Origin of the sequence: Polaribacter marinivivus, from assembly GCF_042651285.1 — a bacterium.
Lineage (GTDB): Bacteria > Bacteroidota > Bacteroidia > Flavobacteriales > Flavobacteriaceae > Polaribacter > Polaribacter marinivivus.
Genome location: NZ_JBHSCY010000002.1, coordinates 722,487 through 744,069 on the forward strand (window position 1 = coordinate 722,487; position 21,583 = coordinate 744,069).

Annotated in this window: 17 protein-coding genes and 1 pseudogene; 14 read left to right on the forward strand and 4 right to left on the reverse strand. The window is 27.3% G+C overall.

Features of this window, described 5'->3' with window-relative positions; all coding sequences use genetic code 11:
* The 10 genes from serC to ACFOWD_RS11460 all read left to right on the forward strand — a co-directional run bounded on the left by serC (position 1) and on the right by ACFOWD_RS11460 (position 12,451).
* Complete coding sequence (gene serC, locus ACFOWD_RS11415) at positions 1 to 1,065, forward strand: 3-phosphoserine/phosphohydroxythreonine transaminase (protein ID WP_377410667.1); 1,065 nt, start codon at positions 1 to 3, stop codon at positions 1,063 to 1,065.
* A gap of 63 nt (positions 1,066 to 1,128) precedes the next feature.
* Complete coding sequence (locus tag ACFOWD_RS11420; RefSeq protein WP_377410669.1) at positions 1,129 to 2,079, forward strand: D-2-hydroxyacid dehydrogenase; 951 nt, start codon at positions 1,129 to 1,131, stop codon at positions 2,077 to 2,079.
* A 19-nt stretch (positions 2,080 to 2,098) separates the two neighbouring features.
* Positions 2,099 to 3,334 (forward strand): DUF1015 domain-containing protein, encoded by a 1,236-nt coding sequence (locus ACFOWD_RS11425; RefSeq protein ID WP_377410671.1) that lies wholly within the window; start codon positions 2,099 to 2,101, stop codon positions 3,332 to 3,334.
* A gap of 1 nt (position 3,335) precedes the next feature.
* Positions 3,336 to 3,992, forward strand: coding sequence for a YggS family pyridoxal phosphate-dependent enzyme (locus tag ACFOWD_RS11430; RefSeq protein ID WP_377410673.1), 657 nt, complete (start codon positions 3,336 to 3,338; stop codon positions 3,990 to 3,992).
* Positions 3,993 to 4,019: 27 nt separating this feature from the next.
* Complete coding sequence (locus ACFOWD_RS11435) at positions 4,020 to 5,099, forward strand: exonuclease domain-containing protein (RefSeq protein WP_377410675.1); 1,080 nt, start codon at positions 4,020 to 4,022, stop codon at positions 5,097 to 5,099.
* 102 nt (positions 5,100 to 5,201) lie between these two features.
* Complete coding sequence (locus ACFOWD_RS11440; RefSeq protein ID WP_377410677.1) at positions 5,202 to 6,683, forward strand: C1 family peptidase; 1,482 nt, start codon at positions 5,202 to 5,204, stop codon at positions 6,681 to 6,683.
* Between the two features lie 8 nt (positions 6,684 to 6,691).
* Positions 6,692 to 10,723 (forward strand): hypothetical protein, encoded by a 4,032-nt coding sequence (locus tag ACFOWD_RS11445; protein ID WP_377410679.1) that lies wholly within the window; start codon positions 6,692 to 6,694, stop codon positions 10,721 to 10,723.
* Between the two features lie 42 nt (positions 10,724 to 10,765).
* On the forward strand, positions 10,766 to 11,296 hold the full coding sequence (locus ACFOWD_RS11450) for an RNA polymerase sigma factor (RefSeq protein WP_377410681.1): 531 nt from the start codon (positions 10,766 to 10,768) through the stop codon (positions 11,294 to 11,296).
* 3 nt (positions 11,297 to 11,299) lie between these two features.
* Complete coding sequence (locus ACFOWD_RS11455) at positions 11,300 to 12,082, forward strand: anti-sigma factor (RefSeq protein WP_377410683.1); 783 nt, start codon at positions 11,300 to 11,302, stop codon at positions 12,080 to 12,082.
* Between the two features lie 141 nt (positions 12,083 to 12,223).
* Entirely contained in the window at positions 12,224 to 12,451 is a 228-nt protein-coding gene (locus tag ACFOWD_RS11460) for a hypothetical protein (RefSeq protein WP_377410685.1), read from the forward strand.
* A gap of 223 nt (positions 12,452 to 12,674) precedes the next feature.
* On the opposite strand, the gene ACFOWD_RS11465 is transcribed toward ACFOWD_RS11460, so the two are convergent.
* The 3 genes and pseudogenes from ACFOWD_RS11465 to ACFOWD_RS11475 form a co-directional block, all read right to left on the reverse strand.
* Positions 12,675 to 14,903, reverse strand: coding sequence for a TonB-dependent receptor (locus ACFOWD_RS11465; RefSeq protein WP_377410687.1), 2,229 nt, complete (start codon positions 14,901 to 14,903; stop codon positions 12,675 to 12,677).
* Positions 14,904 to 14,921: 18 nt separating this feature from the next.
* Complete coding sequence (locus ACFOWD_RS11470) at positions 14,922 to 16,220, reverse strand: cell surface protein (RefSeq protein WP_377410689.1); 1,299 nt, start codon at positions 16,218 to 16,220, stop codon at positions 14,922 to 14,924.
* Positions 16,221 to 16,469: 249 nt separating this feature from the next.
* A pseudogene (locus ACFOWD_RS11475) lies at positions 16,470 to 17,702 on the reverse strand (DUF4331 family protein).
* Between the two features lie 192 nt (positions 17,703 to 17,894).
* Here ACFOWD_RS11475 and ACFOWD_RS11480 point away from each other — a divergent pair.
* The 4 genes from ACFOWD_RS11480 to ACFOWD_RS11495 are packed head-to-tail and all read left to right on the forward strand — an operon-like array spanning position 17,895 to position 20,824.
* Positions 17,895 to 18,722 carry an ion transporter gene (locus ACFOWD_RS11480; protein WP_377410691.1) on the forward strand — a complete coding sequence of 276 codons (828 nt, stop codon included), beginning with the start codon at positions 17,895 to 17,897 and terminating at the stop codon, positions 18,720 to 18,722.
* Positions 18,719 to 19,642, forward strand: coding sequence for a tRNA (adenosine(37)-N6)-dimethylallyltransferase MiaA (miaA, locus tag ACFOWD_RS11485; protein WP_377410692.1), 924 nt, complete (start codon positions 18,719 to 18,721; stop codon positions 19,640 to 19,642). The genes ACFOWD_RS11480 and miaA overlap by 4 nt, the downstream gene beginning before the upstream one ends.
* A 59-nt stretch (positions 19,643 to 19,701) precedes the next feature.
* A complete protein-coding gene (locus tag ACFOWD_RS11490) occupies positions 19,702 to 20,220 on the forward strand; it encodes an OmpH family outer membrane protein (RefSeq protein WP_288956080.1) in 519 nt (172 codons plus the stop codon).
* A gap of 52 nt (positions 20,221 to 20,272) precedes the next feature.
* Positions 20,273 to 20,824, forward strand: coding sequence for a hypothetical protein (locus ACFOWD_RS11495; RefSeq protein ID WP_377410694.1), 552 nt, complete (start codon positions 20,273 to 20,275; stop codon positions 20,822 to 20,824).
* Here ACFOWD_RS11495 and msrA read toward each other — a convergent pair whose 3' ends face one another.
* The gene (gene msrA, locus ACFOWD_RS11500) at positions 20,825 to 21,487 is read right to left on the reverse strand and encodes a peptide-methionine (S)-S-oxide reductase MsrA (RefSeq protein WP_377410696.1); all 663 of its coding nucleotides are present in this window, start codon (positions 21,485 to 21,487) and stop codon (positions 20,825 to 20,827) included.
* Between the last annotated feature and the right edge of the window lie 96 nt (positions 21,488 to 21,583).

Here is a 21,583-nt window from a genome sequence, read left to right on the forward strand (position 1 = left end):
ATGAAAAAACACAATTTTAGTGCTGGACCTTGTATTTTACCAGAAGAAGTTTTGCAAAAAGCATCTGAAGCTATTATAAACTTTAATGAAGATAATTTATCATTAATAGAAATATCTCATAGAAGTAAACCTTTTGTTGATGTTATAGAAAAAGCAAGAAGTTTAGCTTTAGAACTTTTAGGTTTAGAAAACAAAGGATATAAAGCTTTATTTTTACATGGAGGTGCTAGTATGGAGTTTTTAATGGTTGCATATAATTTATTAAATAAAAAAGCAGCGTATTTAAACACTGGTACTTGGTCAGATAAGGCAATAAAAGAAGCAAAAGCTTTTGGTGAAGTTATAGAAGTTGCAAGCTCTAAAGATAAAGGCTTTAATTATATACCAAAGGGATATTCAATTCCAAAAGATGCAGATTATTTTCATTGTACTAGTAATAATACTGTTGCAGGAACTCAAATGAAAGTATTTCCTGAAACAAATATTCCTTTAGTATGTGATATGAGTTCAGATATTTTTTCACGTCAATTAGATTTTGAAAAATTTGATTTAATTTATGCTGGTGCACAAAAAAATATGGGACCAGCAGGAACTACCTTGGTTATACTTAAAGAAGAAATTTTAGGTAAAGTAGAAAGACATATACCTACTATGCTTAACTACAAAACCCATTTAGATAAAGAGAGCATGTTTAACACACCAGCTGTTTTTCCTATTTATGTTTCTATGCTTACTTTACAATGGTTGAAGGATTTAGGAGGAATTTCTTTCATAGAAAAAGTAAACGAAAAAAAAGCAGCTCTTTTGTATGGCGAAATTGACAGAAATCCTTTATTTGAAGGTATTGTTGCCAAAGAAGATAGAAGTATTATGAATGCAACATTTGTTTTAAAAGACAATACTCTAACCGAAAAATTTGATAAAATGTGGCAAGAAGCTAATATTAATGGTTTACATGGCCATAGATCTGTTGGTGGTTATAGAGCTAGTATGTATAACGCTTTACCTTTATATAGTGTACAAGCCTTAGTAGATGTTATGCAAGAATTAGAAAGAAAAAATTAAAATAATTATTTGAAAATATAAACTTATAAAGATTTTCAAAAAAAAAGAATTTGTAGATATATAATGATAGTATTAGCAAACGACGGAATTACATTAAAAGCAATTCAGGCTTTAGAAAAAGCAGGTTTTGAGGTAAATATTACTAAAGTTGCACAAAATCAATTAGAAAATTTCATCAATGAACATAATATTGATGCAGTATTAGTGGGGACAAATACACAAATAAGACAAGAGCTTATAGAGGCCTGCCCTTCTTTAAAATTGATTGGAAATTCGAGCTCAAATATGGATAATATTGATGTTGAATTTGCTATAGATAATGGATTACATGTCATTAATCCTAAAAACGCTTCAGCAAGCTCTATAGCAGAATTAGTATTTGCACACCTTTTTGGTATGGCTCGTTTTTTACATTCTTCTAACAGAGAAATGCCATTAGAAGGAGATATGAGATTTAAAGATTTAAATAAAGCTTATTCTTTAGGTTCTGAATTAAGAGGCAAAACTATTGGAATTCTAGGTTTTGATAAAGTTGGTCAAGAAGTTGCAAAAATTGCTATTGGATTAGGAATGCATGTTTTAGCTTATGACGATTTTATAGAAGAAGCAACCATAACTTTAGATTTTTACAATCAACAAAAAATAGATTTTACAATCAAAACCAGTGCTATAGATGATGTTTTAAAAGAATCAGATTTTATTTCATTGCATTTAGTAAATCATGAAGATTATATAATTACATCAAAAGAATTTGAAAAAATGAAAGATGGTGTTGGTTTTATAAATACTGCAAAAGGTGGTATTTTAAATGAAGTTGATTTAGTAAATGCCATAGAAAGTGGTAAAGTGCAATATGCAGGTTTAGATGTTTTTGAAACAGAACCAACACCAGCAGTTCAACTTTTAATGAATCCTGAAATTTCGCTTTCTCCAAATATTGGTTCGTCTACTAAAGAAGCACAAGAAAGAATTGGTTTAGAATTGGCAAATCAAATTATTTCTTTACTAAACTAATTTAAATTTAAACAAATTAATGGCAATTGTAAAACCGTTTAAAGCTGTAAGACCAAGTAGAGATAAAGCTGCATTAGTATCATCTAAATCTTATGAAGCCTATACTCCTGCTGAGTTAGGTGCAAAATTAAATTTTAATCCTTTTAGTTTTCTACACATTTTAAATCCAGATTACAAATACCATCAAGAAGTTTCCAGTGAGCAACGTTTTCAATTAGTTCATAAAAAATATACAGAATTTAAAAGCAGTAATTATTTCTCTAAAGATAATAAACCTGCTTTTTATATATATCAAAATAATACGCCCACAAAATCGTATTGTGGTATTATTTCTGCAACAGCTGCAGAAGATTATCATAATAATGTAATTAAAAAACATGAAGATACACTTGAAAAAAGAGAATTGCTTTTTGAAAAATATTTAAAAAAAACAGGCTTTAATGCAGAACCTGTTTTACTTACCTACCCAGATAATGAGGTTATAGAAAAAATAATAAAGAAGCATCAAAAAAAAAGACCAGAATATGAATTTACAACTACAGATAGAAATTCACATTTACTTTGGGTTATAAATAATGAAAAAGAAATTTCACAAATAACAGAAGCTTTTAAAAGTGTCACTACTTTATATATTGCAGATGGACATCATAGAACAACATCTTCTTGCTTATTGGCTAAGAAATTAGCTAAGGAAAACAAAAATCACACTGGTCAAGAACCTTACAATTTCTTTATGAGTTACTTATTACCTGAAAGTCAATTAGATATCTATGAGTTTAACAGATTCATCAGAGATTTAAATGGATTAAATTCAGCTGAACTTTTAATTGAAATTGGTAAAATATTTAAAATACAAAAGAAACATCAAGAGTTTTTTAGACCGACTGAAAAAAATCAATTTAGCATGTATTTAGATGGTGAATTTTATGCACTTAGTCTAAAAAAATCAGCTTATAAGTTTACAGATGCTTTAAGTAAATTAGATGCTCAAATTTTATTTACTACTGTCTTAAACCCAATTTTAGGCATCAATGATATTAGAAATGATTCTAAAATTGTGTATTCTCAAAATAAATCTGGCAGTTTAGAATTAAAAACAAAAGTAGATTCAGGTGAATTTAAAGTTTCTTTTGGTATGTTACCTGCAACAATAGAAGAATTAAAAACCATTGTAGATGCTAATTTATTAATGCCACCTAAAACTACTTTTATAGAACCTAAACTAAGAAGTGCTTTAACCATTTATGAACTCTAATATGATTCAAGAAAACTTACAAAATATAAAAGCAACTTTACCTAAAAATGTAACACTTGTTGCTGTTTCTAAAACAAAACCAGTAGAAGATTTACAAGAAGCTTACAATGCTGGTCAACGTATTTTTGGAGAAAACAGAATACAAGAAATGGCAGAGAAGTATGAACTTTTACCTAAAGATATTAAATGGCATATGATAGGTCATTTACAGAGTAATAAGGTAAAATATATGGCGCATTTTGTAGATTTAATTCATGGTGTAGATAAATTTTCTACATTAAAAGAAATTAATAAGCAAGCAAAAAAACACGATAGAGTTATACACTGTTTACTACAAGCAAAAATTGCTGAAGAAGACTCTAAATTTGGATTATCTTTTGATGAAATTGAAAATATTTTAGCGTCAGAAAAATTAAAAGATCTAGTAAATATTAAAATTGTTGGATTAATGGGAATGGCTACTTTTACTGATGATAAGCAACAATTACATAAAGAGTTTTCATCTCTAAAAAACCTATTTGACAAACTCAAAACAGATAACCAAAATCTAAAAACCTTATCTATGGGAATGAGTGGAGATTATCAAATAGCTATAGAAAATGGAAGTACAATGATACGTGTTGGAAGCTCCATATTTGGTAAAAGAAATTATAATTAGTAGTTTTATCGAAATTAGAAAAAGAAATTGTACGCTGTTTTAGATATAGAAACTACTGGAGGTAAGTTTAACGAAGAAGGAGTTACAGAAATTGCTATTTATAAGTTTGATGGTCATGAAATTGTTGACCAATTTATATCTCTTGTAAATCCTGAAAGACCCATTCAAGAATTTGTTGTAAAATTGACAGGCATCAATAATAAAATGTTACGAAATGCACCTAAATTTTATGAAGTTGCTAAAAGAATTGTAGAAATTACCAAAGACTGTATTTTGGTAGCTCATAATTCAGCTTTTGATTATAGAATTCTTAGAACCGAATTTCAAAGATTAGGTTTCGATTTCGAAAGAAATACTTTATGTACAGTAGAGTTAAGTCAACAGTTAATTCCAGAACAACCTTCTTATAGTTTAGGCAAATTAACTCGTTCTTTAGGAATACCTATTGCAGACAGACATAGAGCTACAGGAGATGCTATTGCTACAGTAAAACTATTTAAGCTTCTTTTAGAAAAAGATGTTAGTAAAGACATCATTCAAAATTCTATAAAATACTTTGATAGAAGATTAGAAAAAGAAAAACTATTAAATCTTGTAGATTCTATTCCTACAGTTTCTGGAGTTTTTTATGTTCAAGATATTAATGGTAAAGTCATTTATATTGGTAGAGGAAAAAATATTAAACACGAAATCAATACCTTATTTTTAAAAATTACAAAAAGAGCTTCTAAAATTCAAGAAAGAGCAAATTCAATTTCTTACGATAAAACTGGTAATGAGCTATTTACAAGATTAAGATATTATTTAGAATTAGATAAATTATCTCCTAAATTTAATTTTAAGAAGAAATTTAAATATAATTTAGAACCTTTTAATAGCGATGATTTTTTAATTGTTGACAAAGGAAGAGAAGTTGAAGAACACTCTATTATATTAATAGAAAATAATGATGTTTTTGGATATGGTTATACCAATTTAGCTTATCAAGAAAACAATTTACCAATACTAAAAAAAATAATTACTCCTTTTTCTGATAAAGATATTGCAAAAACAATTATCAAAAATTATTTAAGAAAAAATAAAGTAGAAAAAATAATTAGGTTTTAAATAATTAAACTATTTACCCTCTAAATTTAAATACGTCAAATGACGTATTTTTTTTTATTATATTAGTAGTGAATTTTGCTAATCAACCTTAAAACTATAAAAATGAAAAAGTTAACTCTACTTTTAGTTGGTTTTCTACTTACTTTAAATTTATTTTCTCAAGATTTTGACGAGGATTTTGGAACAGGTCTAAAGTTTGATGAAAACATGTATGAAACTGTACCTCAATCTGTACCTTTAGTTACAAGAAGTTATACTGCTTTACCAAGTTCTTACAGTTTAAAACCTTATGCCCCAACACCAAAAAGTCAAGGAAGACAAGGTTCTTGTGTTGGTTGGGCAAGTGCTTATGGGGCTAGAACTATAGCTTACGCCATAAAAAATAATTGGAAAAACCAAACATCAAGAATTACTGCAAATGCATTTTCACCTGCTTTTGTTTATAATCAAATAAGAGTAAACAATCAATGCCAAGGTGCTTATATAGAAAGTGCTATGAAATTATTAAATAATACTGGTGCAGCTAAATTGTCAGAATTTCCATACACAGATCAATCTTGTGTAACTACTCCAAACAGTTATGTTAAGTCAAAAGCTCAAAGTAATAGAATATTAACTTATGAAAGATTAGCAAAATGGAGTAATCCATATAATCTTGTAGGCAAAGTAAAAAAAGCAATATCAAGTAAAAAACCAGTGGTAATTGGTTTATTTAAATACAATAGACTAATTGTTAATAGCGAAAACGTTTGGATACCAAACTCAGGGAGTAAAGGACATGCAATGGTTGTTGTAGGTTATGATGATAATAAAGCTGGTGGTGCTTTTGAAATTATGAATTCTTGGGGAACACGTTTTGGTAGAGGTGGTTTTTTATGGATTAAATACAGTGATTTTGAAAGACAAGTAAAAACGGCTTATGTTTTAGTTGATAAAAACAATAATGATTATATCAACATAAATAATAATAATAATAATAATAATAATAATAATAATAACAACATCACAACTGTTACAAATAAAGTTGGTGGTGAGTTAACTTTAAAACTAAGTAATGGCAACAACATGCCAGTAAGTTTAGCTGATGGTGCAAAGAGAAATTTTAATATTGTTAAAGCAACTAAAACAACCTATAAAGTAAGTCAGACCTACTCTTCTGGAACTCAATTTAGAATTTACTTAAAAAGTAAACAAAGGGGTTATGTTTATTTAATTGGTTATGGTTCTTCAGATAAATCAGTTAATAAGTTGTATCCATTTGCAAATTACAGTGACTATTTTAGTTATACAAATAGTGAAATTGCATTACCAAATGAAGATTATTTTATAGAGTTTGATAATAATCCTGGAAGAGATATTCTTTGCGTTTTATATAGTAAAGAAAAGCTAAATATTAACGATATTGTAAGTAAAGTTAGATATGGAAATGGAGATTTTGTTTCTAAAGTTAAAAAAGCACTATCTAGTAAAATGTTTAAAGGCGCTGATGTTAAATTTTCTAACGATAAAATTGCTTTTAATGCTTCTTCTACAAATAGCACAGCTAAGGTTGTTCCTATTTTTATAGAAATGAATCACCAATAAAAATTATTATGAAAATAACAAAAAACATATTATTAACTCTTCTTTTTATTAGCACTTCCCTCTTTTCTCAAAGTGGAGGAAATTATGTTTATCAAGAAGAGTTTAACAGTCAAGGAACTTGGACTAAAGACAATAATGAAATTAGAGAACTTTATGTATCAAGTGGTAAATATTATTTTGAACACAAGAAAAAGGAAGGGTTTAGAGAATTTACAACAAGAACTTTTAATATAGATATGACAAAAGATTTTGAAATCGAAACTTCTATATTAAAAATTTCTGGAGAACAAGATTTTGGAATGTCTTTTTTATTTGACTACAAAGACAGTAACAATTATACAGAGTTTGGCATTACCTCTACTGGTTATTATAGAGTAGCTGAATCTATTTCTGGAAAATATAGCAATATTAAAAGTTGGACAAGTTCTTCTTTTGTAAAAAAAGGAAACTATGGTACAAATAAGTTAAACATTAAAAAGAAAGGGAATAGAATCACTTACTATATAAATAATTCTTATGTATATGGTATGGATTTTAAAAAGTTTAAAGGCTCAAAAATGGGCTTTAGACTTTATAGAAACCAAAAGGTTGCTATTGATTATTTTAGAGTAAAACAAGCCTCTTCTACAATTAATACAACAAATACAGCTAATAAGACTATTTTATTTGAAGGTTTTAATAATAATAACAATGGATGGTCAGAATCAAACAGCAATAATGTACGTTTAGCTATAGAAAATGGAGATTACATTTTAGATCATAAAAGAGAAAGTGGTGGCTGGTCTAGTACCATTTCAAAATACATAAATTCTTCAAGAAAATTTAGAATTACTGCACAGATAAAGAAAGTTTCTGGAATTCAGAATAATGGTTATGGAGTTACATTTGGTAAAAAAGATAATAATAACCAAAATCATTTTTTAGTTTCTGGTGATGGTTCTTACAAAATTGTTCAATATAAAAATGGAACAAGAACCTATATAAAAGAATGGACAAAATCAAGCGTTATAAAAACAGGAAATGGCGTATACAATTACTTGAAAATTCAGAAAGATGGTAGTGCTTATAAGTTTTACATTAACAGTACTTTAGTGCATACTAGCTATAAAGTTACACTATATGGAAGTAGCGTTGGTTTTACTTTGTATGATAAACAAAAAATACATGTAGGGTACTTAAGTATGATGTATGAAGATAGTACTTCTACAACAAATACAACAGTTACCAATAATAAACATTTAACAAAAGAAACTATATTATTTGATGGGTATACAGATAATAAAAATGATTGGTCTACCACCAAAAACGAAAATATAAATTTAGATGTTAGAAATGGTAATTACTATATAAATCATAAAAGAGCTAAAGGTGGTTGGTCTGTAACTAAAGATAAATATATTGACACATCTAGAGATTTTAAAATTCTAGCAGATATAAAAAAAGAAAGTGGTATTTTAAATAATGGTTATGGTATTGTTTTCGGACGTTTAGACAGCAACAATCAGAATTTATTTTTTGTTAATGGTAATGGATCTTATTCTATTAATAATATTAAAAATGGTAAAGATAATTTCTTAAAAAACTGGGCCTCTTCTAGCGCTATTAGAAAAGGAAATGGAGCTTACAATGTATTAAAAGTAGTTAAAATTGGTAGTAAATTAGAATATTATATAAACAATACTAAAGTATATACAGATTACAGTCCAGAGTTTTATGGAAATCGTTTTGGTTATATCATTTATGATAGACAAGAAATTTCTGTAGCCTATATAAGTGTTGGCTATTTAGATAAGAAAAAAGTTGACACAAACAATTATAATAATCTAGTAGATAATATAAGTAATTATAATTACGATAACTCAAGTTTCTATTTTAGTGATCAATTTACAAGTAATTCTAAAAATTGGCCTTTAAAGAACGATGAAAATGCAGAATTTAAAGTTACTAATGGTAAATATTATTTAAATCATAAAAGAAAAGAAAAAGGCTGGTCTACTTATAGAGACACTTATATAGATACTTCAAGAGATTTCGAAATTGAAACAAAAATTGATAAAATCAGTGGTGTAACTAATTATGCATATGGTTTAATGTTTGGTAAAAAAGGAACTAGTGATTTTAGATTTTATATTTCTTCAGGTGGTTATTACAAAATAGCTAGAGAAGTTGATGATAAAGAACAAATCATTCAGAAATGGACAAAAACTAGTACTGTAAATACTGGAAATTCAAAATCCAATACACTTAAAGTTAAAAAAGAAAATAATTATTATAAATTTTATGTGAATGGTAGTTTTGTACATCAAACAGAATTTGAAGAATTTTTTGGAAATGATTTAGGTTTTGTTTTATTTAATGATCAAGAAATTGCTATTGATTATATAAGAGTAAAATACAATGGTTCAAAAATTAATACCATTACAAAAAACACAGATTTAAAATTACCACTATTAGATAATTTTAGCTCTAATACAAGCAAATGGTTTTTAGAAGATGCAGATAATTATTCAGTTAAAATGGATAATGGAAAACTAAAAATCAAAAGAAAAAAGAAAGGTGGAATTTTTATTAGTAGAGATGTAGATATAGACACGTCTAAAGATTTTATATTAGAAACATCTATTTCTCATACAGATATGGCTTCTGGTTATTATGGTTTAACCTTTGGGCGTAAAAACTCTTCTAATGAGTATTCTTTTTTACTATCAGGTAATGGAAGTTATAAGTATAGAAAATTTGAAAATGATAAGTATAAAGAAATTATAGAATCCACATTTTCTAGCGCAATTAAAACAGGTTCTAATAGTTACAATGTAATTAAATTAGTAAAATCTGGTGATGTTTTACGTTTTTACATAAACAACCAATACATAAATGAAACTCCTTTTGAACCTTTCTTTGGCAAAAAATTAGGGTATACTGTTTATTATGAAAGAACAATTTCAGTAGATTATTTAAATATAAAATATCAAACTGAAACCTTTAATAATCCACCAGTTGTTGTAATTACAGAACCAAAAGTTCAAAGAGGATTTAAAATTGTAAAAACAAAAAGAATTTTAGTTCGTGGTAAAGCAACAGATGCAGATGGTATTTTTGAAGTGTTAGTAAATGGTGTAGAAGCTAATGTTAATGCAGATGGTACTTTTACAGCAAATGTACCTTTAAAATATGGTGAAAACACTTTAATAGTTAGTGCATCAGATTTAAAAGAAGCAAAATCTACAAAAGAATTTCAGATAATTAGAGAATCTCCAAAAGTAGATGAGACTATTGTCGAAAATATAACTACAAACAATAATAAATTAGATGTTGGATTTGGTAAATATTACGCATTAATAATTGGTGTAAGTGAATATGATGATCCAAAAGTTGCAGATTTAGAAGGTGAACCAACAAGAGATGCACAAGCTTTGGCAGATGTCTTAAGTAATTTTTATAGTTTTCCAGAAAATAATATTACTGTTTTAAAAAATCCTACAGCTGCAGAAATAAAGAAGAATTTTGTGCTACTTAGAAAAAAAGTAACTAAAAATGATAACGTTTTAATCTTCTATGCTGGTCATGGAAATTATGATAAACAACTAGAATATGGGTATTGGATGCCTTCTGATGTAGAAATGGAATATGAATTAAATATTATTTCCAATACAGAAATTGTTACCTATTTAAGAACCATAAAATCTAAAAATACCTTATTAATTTCTGATGCTTGTTTTAGTGGTAGTATCTTAGTTAAAAGTAGAGCCTATGAAGACGCTTCAAAAGCGATACAAATAAAACATGATACAGAAAGTAGAAAAGCAATTACTAGTGGTACTTTAACAACTGTACCTAATAAAAGTATATTTATGAAATTCTTATTAAAATTGCTAAAAGAAAATAAACAACCTTATTTATCTGCAATGGAGTTGTATCATAAAATAGAGGTACCTATCATTAATAATTCACCAGGAGAAAATCCTCCAAAACCAGTTTATGCTCCAATAAGTCAAACTGGAGACATGGGTGGTGATTTTTATTTTATCAAAAAAAATTAAAATAACCTGATTTAATTATATAAATTAGCTCTTGAATCAATTATGGATCAAGAGCTTTTAATTTTACAATTTCAACAAAAGGATGTTAAAGCCTATGAGCAACTATATAATATGTATTGTGATAGTGTTGCTGGTATTATTAATACTATTGTAAAAAACAATGACGTAGTTGAAGAAATTACTCAAGATGTTTTTATAAAAGCTTGGAACAATGCAGAAAGTTATTCTGCAAAAAAAGGCCGTTTTTTTACTTGGTTACTAAATATAGCAAGAAATGCAGCTATAGATTATACTAGATCAAAAAAATTTAAACAGTCTAAACAAAACCTTAACTCAGATTTTTTCGTAGATATAATAGCAAGCAATGATAACTTAGATTCTAAAACTAACGGAATTGGGTTAAAAGAGTTTGTTAATAAACTTGGGGATACCTGTAAGTCTGTAATAGAATTATTATATTTTAAAGGATTTACACAAAAAGAAGCCTCAGAAGAATTAAAAATGCCTTTAGGTACAATTAAAACAAGAAGTAGAACTTGCATAGGCGATTTACGTCTAATGTTAGGTGTATAAAAAATGGATATTAAAAAATACATAGCATCTGGAATTTTGGAACTTTATGTTGCAGGAGCTCTTTCTGAAAAAGAAAATCAGGAAGTATTTGAGGCTATACAAAAATATCCAGAAGTAAAAAAAGAAGTAGAAGCTATAGAAAATGCAATAATGCAATTAACTGCTGCTGCAAAAACTGATGCCCCCTACTCTTTTCAAGACATAAAAAGTCAATTAAAAACTAAAACGCCAAAAGTTATACCAATTAATAAACCTAGAAATAATTGGACACAATATATGGGCTGGGTTGCTTCTTTAGTCTTGGCAACATCTTTAATTTTTACTATAAACCAAAAAAATACTTTAGAAGATAAAATTGTAAAAGAAAGAATTCAACTTGAAGGAATGATCAATGATTCTTATGACAATCTTGCTAAAGCAGAAAAATTAATAGAAGTATTTAGAGATAAAGATATCATCTCAGTACCTTTAGCTGGTCAGCAAGTATCTCCTACATCTTATGCGAAAGTTTATTGGGATAAGAAAACTAACTCTATATACTTAGATGCAAAAGGATTACCTGAACCTCCAAAAGGAAAAGTTTATCAAGTTTGGTCTTTAAAATTAGATCCTTTAACTCCTACAAGTTTAGGAACATTAGATACTTTTACAGCAGATACTAATAAAATCTTTACAATTAGTAATGCCAACGAATCTGAAGCTTTTGGTATTACTTTAGAACCTGCAGGAGGTAGCAAATCTCCAACTTTAGAACAATTATATACTTTAGGAGCAGTCTCTTCATAAAAAAATTTAAAGTCTTAAGAATCATTAAAACGATTTTATTAATAGTTTTAGTAATCTCTTTCATTTATTATTTTAAACGTTTTTTAAATTTTCATATCTATAAAGAATATGCACTAAAAATGGCTAACTTCTCCTAATTTAATGGTAAAACTAAGTGAAGTACTTTTAATTTTTGGTGGTTTAACTTTGGCTACTGGGTTTTTAAGACTTTTTAATATTATTTGCTTATCAATATTTCTAGTAATTGCATCTTTTACAATTCATCAATTCTGGAAAGAAAATACTAATGAAAAAAAACTTTTAGAAGCTATGCATTTTTCTAAAAACATTGCAATACTTACTGAATTGATATGTGTTGCTTTTTCTTAAAAGGTTACTATAAAAACCATAAATAAACAAAGTAAATAGTCTATTTAAAATTTTAAAAACAAGGTTTGTTTGATATTGTTATTTTACTTTATAAATAAAATTATACAAACTAATAGTAATTTATAGAGTAAAACTAAATATAAAAAGAAACCTGTTACTATAAATAGTAACAGGCTTCACATCCAACTAAAACCAACCAAACTATGGTTTTCTTTTATTTATTTTAAAACTTATATGTTATTGTTGCCTTTGCAAAAAACGGAGTACCTGGAGTAAAATGTATTTCTTCTACAGAATTTGCCTCATTTCTTAATCTACTTTCTGTTGCAAACTGTGTTTCATTCCAATCTACATCAAATAAGTTTTCTACAGCAATACCAAATGTGATGTCTTTTAAATTATAATTAATATTAAAATCACTTACAAAATAACCTTCTGCTACTATACTATTATCTTCATTTGCAGCTCTATCTGCTAAATATCTATATCTAATTCCTCCAGAAAACTTCCCTAAATTATTAAAAGACAATCCACCAGACATTGTAAAATTAGGTGCTAATGGAATGTAATCTTGAACTGAAACTTCTTCTAAACTTCTAGCTCTAGTTATTGTTGCATCAGTATCAAAATATATTTTATCTGATAATTGGTAACGCAATCCTAAATCTAATCCAAATCGTTCTGATTTACCTGAAGGTTCTACAATACCAGCATCACCTACATACACAAATTCTTCTTCTGAAAACAAATACCAAGCTGCAGTATTTATTACTATGTTTTTTGTGGGTTTCCAAATAATTCCAAAGTCTACACCATAAGCTCTTGGTAAAATTTTGTCTGCATTTTGTTGTAAAACCACTCTAGCATCATTTGAGTGAAAACCAATACCAGATTTTAAAAACCATTGTAAGTTGTTATTCTGAGTATATAAAAAATTTAACTTAGGGTTTACTATAGCTCTTGTTTTAGAAAGCTTTTGGTAAGTTGTGCTTAAAGCATCTGTATATAAATATTTAAAGTAATCTAAACGTATTGCTGGTGCTATTTTAAATTTACCTATTTCGAATTCTGAATTAAAAAATGCATACATATTAGTTTGTTGTACATCACCTAATTGAACATTGGTTAAAGTCTCTCTCCTATTTTTTGTTTTAGACAATTCATTGTCATTCACTAAATCAAAACGTAATCCAATTCCTTTTGTGAATTTAGCATCTACATCTCCATATTTTTTTTCTTTGATAATCTTAGCATTAAATCCATATATATTTCTATTTTCAAATTGTCTTATTTGATCTCCATCAACAGGGTTATCTAAGAAAAAAGTAAAGTTAGAATATAACTCAAAGTTATAATTAGAGTAAAATGCGTTAGCTTGAAAAATACTTTCGTTTGCTAATGTTTTTTGTAATTGAACATTAAAGTTTGTTCTAGAGGTAAAACCTCCTTCTGTATCATCTATAGCACCAAATCTTGTTATGGTTCCATTATCTACTGCTCTTTGTGGTATTTGCCCAGAAGCATCCCAACTACTTGTAAAATGAGAAGCTGTAAAGGTTAATTTATCTTTTCCTTTTAAAAAGGTATTATACTTTGTAAAAATATTTAGTCTATTAAAATTTTGTGGTGATTCAAAAGGTCCATCAAATTCAATATATTCTACTGCTACATATGCATCATCATTTTTAGCGTTTTCTAATAAATTAAATAAACCTACTGTTCTTATTGAATTAAAATCACCATAACCAATTGAAACCATATTTTCTTGAATAGCTGTTTTTGTAGAAAAATTAACATAACCAGCTGTGTTAAAATCACCTTGATTTGCATAATAAGGTCCTTTACCAAAATCTATTTTTTGAATAGTTTCAGGAATCATAAAGTGTAAATCTGAGTACCCTTGACCATGTGCATGAGATACCATGTTTATAGGCATACCATCTACAGAAAGTGTTATATCTGTACCATGATCTATGTCAAAGCCACGTAAAAATATTTGTTCTGCTTTTCCTCCTCCTGCATGTTGTCCAATAAATAAACCAGGAACTTTTCTGAGGATTTCTTGTGAATTATTTACAGGATTTAATTGTAAATCTATTCTAGAAATTGTTTGTAAAGCATTAATTTCTTTACGTAAAACTAATTCTTCTAATTGAAAAGTTTTTGTTTCTAAACTTACTAATAATCCATTTTTAAATTGATTTTCTGTAACTACTATTGTCTTTTTAGCATAACCAAGAATACTAAATTGAATACTATTATTAGTGGTTGTTTTCTCTATAGTAAACTGTCCATTTTCATTAGTATGCGTATGTGTATTAGTTGTTGTATTAATAACATAAACATTTTCTAATGGCATATTAAACTGATCTACTACTTGACCTTTTAATTGTTGTCCAAACGATTGTAAACTGCATAAAGTAGCTACAATAAAAAATATAGTATTTCTCATTTTTGTATATCTTTTCGTTTATATATTTTTAATTTCTTGTTCAGCATTAGGGCCTAATTCATAAATGGCACCCAATAATTCTGACTTTAAATTTGTAGCTTTATTTTTCTTTCCATTAGCTTTTAAAATTTGTGCTGTATGTAGTAAAGCTTCAGGTTCAAAAGTATTATTTATTACATATTTTTCAACTATTTCTAATGCTTTTGTTTTGTTATTATTTTTAAAATAAGCCCAAGCAAGTAAATCATAAGATTGTGCAGTTGGCCTCTCTTCTACTTCTTGCTTTGCAATTTCTATAGCCTTTAATCTATTTTCTTCATTCTCTGCAAATAGAATCACATTGTATTTTGCATACATTACACCATAATCTTCTTTATTTACAGCATTATAATACAGCGTAAGTTGCTTCTCTTTTTCAACACTATTTCCCATAAAATCAGCTATTTCCGATTTTAGCAAGAAGTAATCTGGAGAGGTATTTTCTTTTGTAATTGCATCTAATATTCTTAGAGCTTCTTTTGGATTTCTTTCATATGAAAAAACTATCCAAGCAATCCCTTTTTTTGCATAACTATTATTAGGATTTAATTCTAATGCTCTTAAATAGGCATTGTATGAATCTTCTATTCTTCCTGCATGTCCATAATAATCAGCTAGGTTTGTATAATTCCATTGAATTAACGTATTGTTTTTAGAAGACTTTGCAATTGCTAAAGATTGTTCTAAATACTTAATTGCATTATCTAATTTTCCTAAATGATCATTATATTTTGATAAACGAATTAAATAATCGAAATTTTTTACATTTTTAATTTTTGATAAGTAAGTTTCTACTTTCTTCAAATTACCAAGCTCTAAATAAACATCTACTAACATTAAATTAGTTTGTTGTAATTTTTCTCCATTAATTTCTGCTTTCTTTAAAAGGGTTAAAGCTTCTTTAAATCGGTGTTGTGAAATATAATTTCTTGCTAAAGCTCTTAAATAACCTGCATTGTTAAAGTTTGTTTTTTCGTTTACTTTTAGTAAATTTTCTTCAGCTTCTTTTAAATTTTCAATATTTCCTGTTAATTGAAATAATTGTGAATTTGTAGATGCTAATTTTGAATAGTAAGGGTATTGGTTTGGAGTATTTTCTAATTTAGTTGACCAGAAATTATATTCTGTATTTATAAATTGTAAAGTTTTGTTACTATCAGCTTCTAAAAAAGCTTGATAATCTTTTGGGTTTGTAATTTGGTTTGATTTTGACTCTTTTTTGCAACTAACTGTAAATAATAAAGTTACAAATACTAAAATAAGTTGGATGTATTTCATGATTTGTTGTTTTTAATGGGTTAAAAAACTGGCGTACTTATAGGGATTTATACGCCAGTAAGTTTTAATAAGGGATTTGGTTTGTAAACTTTATGCTTAAAATAAACTGTAAAGTTTTATTATATAATTAGTTTAATTGTAGGGATTTAAAACTATTATTTTAAGGGGTTAAAATTTTAAATAAACTGATGTGTTCCCCCAAACACATCAGCTTTAAACGATAAAGCTTGTGTACTTTATCTTGTTTTTTTACCAAGGTGAAGCTAAGTAAGGAAATGATGTTAAAAATGGTTTATCATTTGCACTTACATTATCATCAGATAATGATGGGTTTTCTGTAAAATCTTCACCTCCAAAGATTAATAATAACTCTACTGTTATTACATCATCAGCTAAGGCTCTTCCTGTTAATACGTTTGTACCATCAAAGAAAGTTGTTGTACCATCTAAAGAAACATTTAAAACATCTGTTGCTAATAATCCTGTAAAAGCAGCAGCATCTTGTCCTAAAGCATTTTTATCTCCAGAATTTGCAAAAGCAGGGCTTAATGCTGTTAAATTAGTTTGAAACATAGATTGAAACATAGCAGATTGCTGAGAAGGAATTGTTGTGTTAAATTCATCTTTACTAGAAGATGAAACAAAAACTGTGTTTACTGCTGGTCTACCCATTTGATCTTTTTGAACAAATGTTCCAGAAAAATCTGTTTCAATTTGAATTGTTGTATCTGAATCATCACTACAACTCATGATTAGAAGTGATAATGTTAAAAATGCGATATATTTTATTTTATTAAATTTCATAATATTGTTTTTATTGTTGATTATTAATTATTGCTTTGTTTTTGCTTCTACCCAAGTATTAATTGTACCACTTGTACCTATTTGACTTTTTGGTACTTCTACTACAATAGACATTACATTAGAACCTGCAAAAGTATCAGACCCTGGATTGTTAAATCCTGATGCATTTCCGCCAATAATTTCACCATATTGAGCAAAGTCCATAAAGAAAGGATCATCTCTTGGTCCTGCAAAAAACTTCATTCCATTTTGATTTGCAACAATAGCAGATGAACCATAAGGAGTAATTGAAACCTCTGACTTAATAGCATTTTCGTTAATAGTACTATTTAATCCTGTCGAAGATGGAGCATAAGGTCCAAAAAAGTACATATTTCCATCTCTAGGGATAGCTTGTATTACTAAATCTTCTACATTGTCATTGTTAGTATCAATGTTAAATTCTACCATAACATTTTCATCAAAAGATGCAGTTGAAGTAGCTGAAGGAGCTAAAAGACCTTGAACATTTGCTACAAAAGCAATATTGTTTGTATCTTCTCCTTGAAAAGCATAAAAGTCAGTAATATCTGCTTTTGTACCTGAAACAGCAGGAGCATCAATATGATCTGCTGCAACTGTAATTAAACCAATAATTGCTACTAATAAAGTAGCTGTTAAAATTTTTGTTTTTTTCATTGTGTGAGTTTTATGTTAATATTTAATTGAATCTCACATATACTTACGAGAAGAATTGAAGTACGGTTTTAAAAAAGTTGATTTTTTTTATATTTATTTCTGAAATCCTTATGAATAAAGAGAAAAACGAAAGAAAAAAATTTAAAAACTCATTAAATAATTGTAGTATTGTAAGTGAAAAATGAAATTAAATTGAATAATCCAACCAAAAAATTTTCTTGGAAACATAAACTTCATGAAATAATTTATGAAGCAGATACACCTGAAGGTAAATTATTTGATGTAATACTTCTAATAGCCATAATTGCTAGTATTATACTAGTTATGTTAGAGAGTGTAGAAAGTATAGATAATAAATATCATGATGCACTTTATGTTGGTGAGTGGATTATAACCATCTTATTTAGTATTGAATATATTTTAAGGGTTATTTCTATAAAAAAGCCCACTAGATATATTTTTAGCTTTTATGGTATAATCGATTTTTTATCAACTATTCCTATTTACATATCATTCTTTTTTGCTGGCTCACAAGGTTTAGTAGCTTTAAGAGCACTTAGATTATTAAGAATATTTAGAATATTAAAATTAGCTAGATACATAGGTGCTTCAAATAAATTAATGCTTGCTTTAAGAGCTAGTAAGGCAAAAATTGCAGTTTTTTTATTCTTTGTATTAATTGTTTGTATCATATTAGGTACAGTAATGTATATGATAGAAGGTGCAGAAAATGGTTTTACAAATATTCCTAAAAGTATATATTGGGCTATTGTAACGCTAACCACTGTTGGTTTTGGTGATATTGCTCCACAAACTCCTTTAGGTCAACTTATTGCTAGTGTTATTATGATTTTAGGTTACTCAATAATTGCAATACCAACAGGAATTGTAAGTGCTGAAATGAATAAAACAACACCTGATCATGATCATAACACACAATCTTGTCCTAACTGTTTAAAAAGTAATCATAAAGAAAAAGCAACCTTTTGCTACAATTGTGGTAGTATCTTAAATCCATGATAAATCAAACAAAAAATACTTTAATTACCATTGTAGGACCAACTGCAATTGGTAAAACTGCATTGAGTATTGAATTAGCGAAACACTTTAATGCTGACATTATTTCTTGTGATTCTAGACAATTTTATAAAGAAATGACTATTGGCACTGCTGTACCAGAAAAACATGAGTTAGCTGCAGCAAAACATCATTTTATACAAAACAGAAGTGTTTTCGAAGATTATAATGTAGGTGATTTTGAAAAAGATGCTCTTAAAAAACTTGATGAGCTATTTAAAAAAAATGCTATCCAAATCATGGTTGGTGGCAGTGGTTTATATGTAGATGCTGTTTTAAAAGGATTAGATTACTTTCCAAAAGTAGATAAGACTATAAGAGAAAAGTTAAATAAAACATTAGAAGAAAAAGGATTAACTCATTTACAAGATCAACTTAAAGCATTAGATATTGAAACGTATAACAATATTGCTAAAGATAATCCTCAAAGAGTTATAAGAGCTCTAGAAATTTGTATTGGAACAGAAACTCCTTATTCTACTTATAAAAATAAACCTAAAACAAAAAGAAATTTTAACTCAATTAAAATTGGTTTAACTGCAGATAGAGACATTATATATAATAGAATAAACCAAAGAGTAGATTTAATGATGGCTAATGGTTTATTAGACGAAGCTAAATCTTTATACGAATTCAAACATTTAAATGCATTACAAACTGTAGGCTACAGAGAGCTTTTTTCTTTTTTTAATGGTGAGTTTGATAAAGATTTTGCGATTTCAGAAATTAAGAAAAATACAAGAAGATTTGCCAAAAGACAACTCACTTGGTTTCGTAAAGATGATGCTATTATTTGGTTTGATTTTAAAACCAGTAAAAATGAAATATTAAAAGAACTAAATAATAAAATTAACCTTTTTTAACTTGGCTATATTTTTGTAATTCAATCACTTTTATATCTTTGCTCACTAAATTAAAAATCATGACATCAAAAATAAGTATTATACTATTTCTATTAATTAGTACATTTTCATTTTCTCAAAGTAAAGTGGGCACTATAGATAATGATTACATTATTAATTTAATGCCAGAATCTAAAGTAGTTATAAAAAGAGCTCAAGACTATGGAGCTAAGTTAGACTCTTCTTTTTCTATTAAAATGAAAGAATTTCAAGATAAAGTAGCTAAGTTTAGAAGTGAAGAAAAAGAAATGGGTGAATTAATGAAAAAGACAACTATGAAAGAGCTTTCAGCAATGGAGCAAGACATCAAAAAGTATCAAGATAATGGTAGTAAATTAATGCAGTTAAAACAAAACGAATTAATGAGGCCATTATATAAAAAACTAAATGATGCTATTAGCGAGGTTGTAAAAGAGCATGGTTATACTCAGATTCTTACAACTACAGGTAATCAATTTGCTTACATTGACGAAAAATATGATATTACAGAGTTGGTTATGGCTAAATTAGGTATTAAAGCACCTGAAATTAAAGAATAATTTTTTAATAAAAAACCTCACAAAATTGTGAGGTTTTTTATTAAATTTAAATATGAAAAAAATCCCTTACTTCATATTACTATTTCTATTTATAAGTTGTGGTATTCAAAAAGAAAAAAACCAATTTAAAGAATCTCCTATACATTATGCTACAGTAAATACAGACTATAATTTAGAATTACCTAACAACTGGAAATCTTATAAAGATTTACATAACCAAACAAGTTATAAGCCTAAAGATCAAAAAGGACTTTATCCTGATAATCAAATTACTTTTCGAAAAATAGAAGTAGATAAAAGCAAAATAAAATCAATAGAAGATATTGTAAATTATAAGTCAAATAATAAAATATATGTTAAAAACTATAGAAAAAATGTAACCACTGTAACATCTAGATTTGGTAAAACAATAATAACTGATGTAAGTTTTATTCTTAATAACAAAACTAGTATTGTTAGAAGTACTTATTTTAAAACTAATGATAATTATTATAGCATAAGTTTCTATTCTAACCCATATTCATTCAATAAATATATTAAAGATTTTAAATATGTTTTTAATAATTTAACTTTTGGTAAAAAAACAACTACTTCTAGTAAATAATTATTTTTCTTTTTTAAGTAACTCAGGAAATTTTGCTTTAAACCTATTTAACCTAGGTATAGAAACTGCTTTTACATAGGGTTGATTTGGATTTCTTTTTTCAAAATCTTGATGGTACTCTTCTGCTTTATAAAATGTATCTATTTTTTTTACTTCAGTAGCAACTTTACCATTATAAACTTCTTTGTTTAATTTAGCAATCATATCTTCAATAATTTGCTTTTCAGTATTGTTAGAATAAAAAGCAATAGATCTATATTGAGAACCATAATCTGGATGTTGCCCATTTACAGTGGTTGGATTGTGTGATCCAAAATAAACAGTAACTAAAGTTTTAAAACTAACTACTTCTGGGTTATAATAAACAGCCACAGTTTCAGCATGTCCAGTTTTACCAGTATTGCTACTTTCGTATGTTGGGTTTTTAGTATGGCCTCCTGCATAACCAGAAACAGCTTCCTCTACTCCTCTTACACTCTCAAAAATAGCTTCTACACACCAGAAACAACCACTAGCAAAGTAAGCTACTTTGGTATTACTATTTATTGAGTTTTCTAAAATTTCTGAATTCGAATTTAATATATCCTTTTCATTAGAAAATCCAAAGCAAGAAATAAAAAAAAGAAAAATTGTAATTACTGATAATGTTTTTATAGCTTTCATATATTTATTTTTATTATTAAAATTTGTACCAAGAAAAGTTTTTTCTTGGTACAAATTTCTGAACTATTAACTCGATTTAAAAACTCGATCTATACT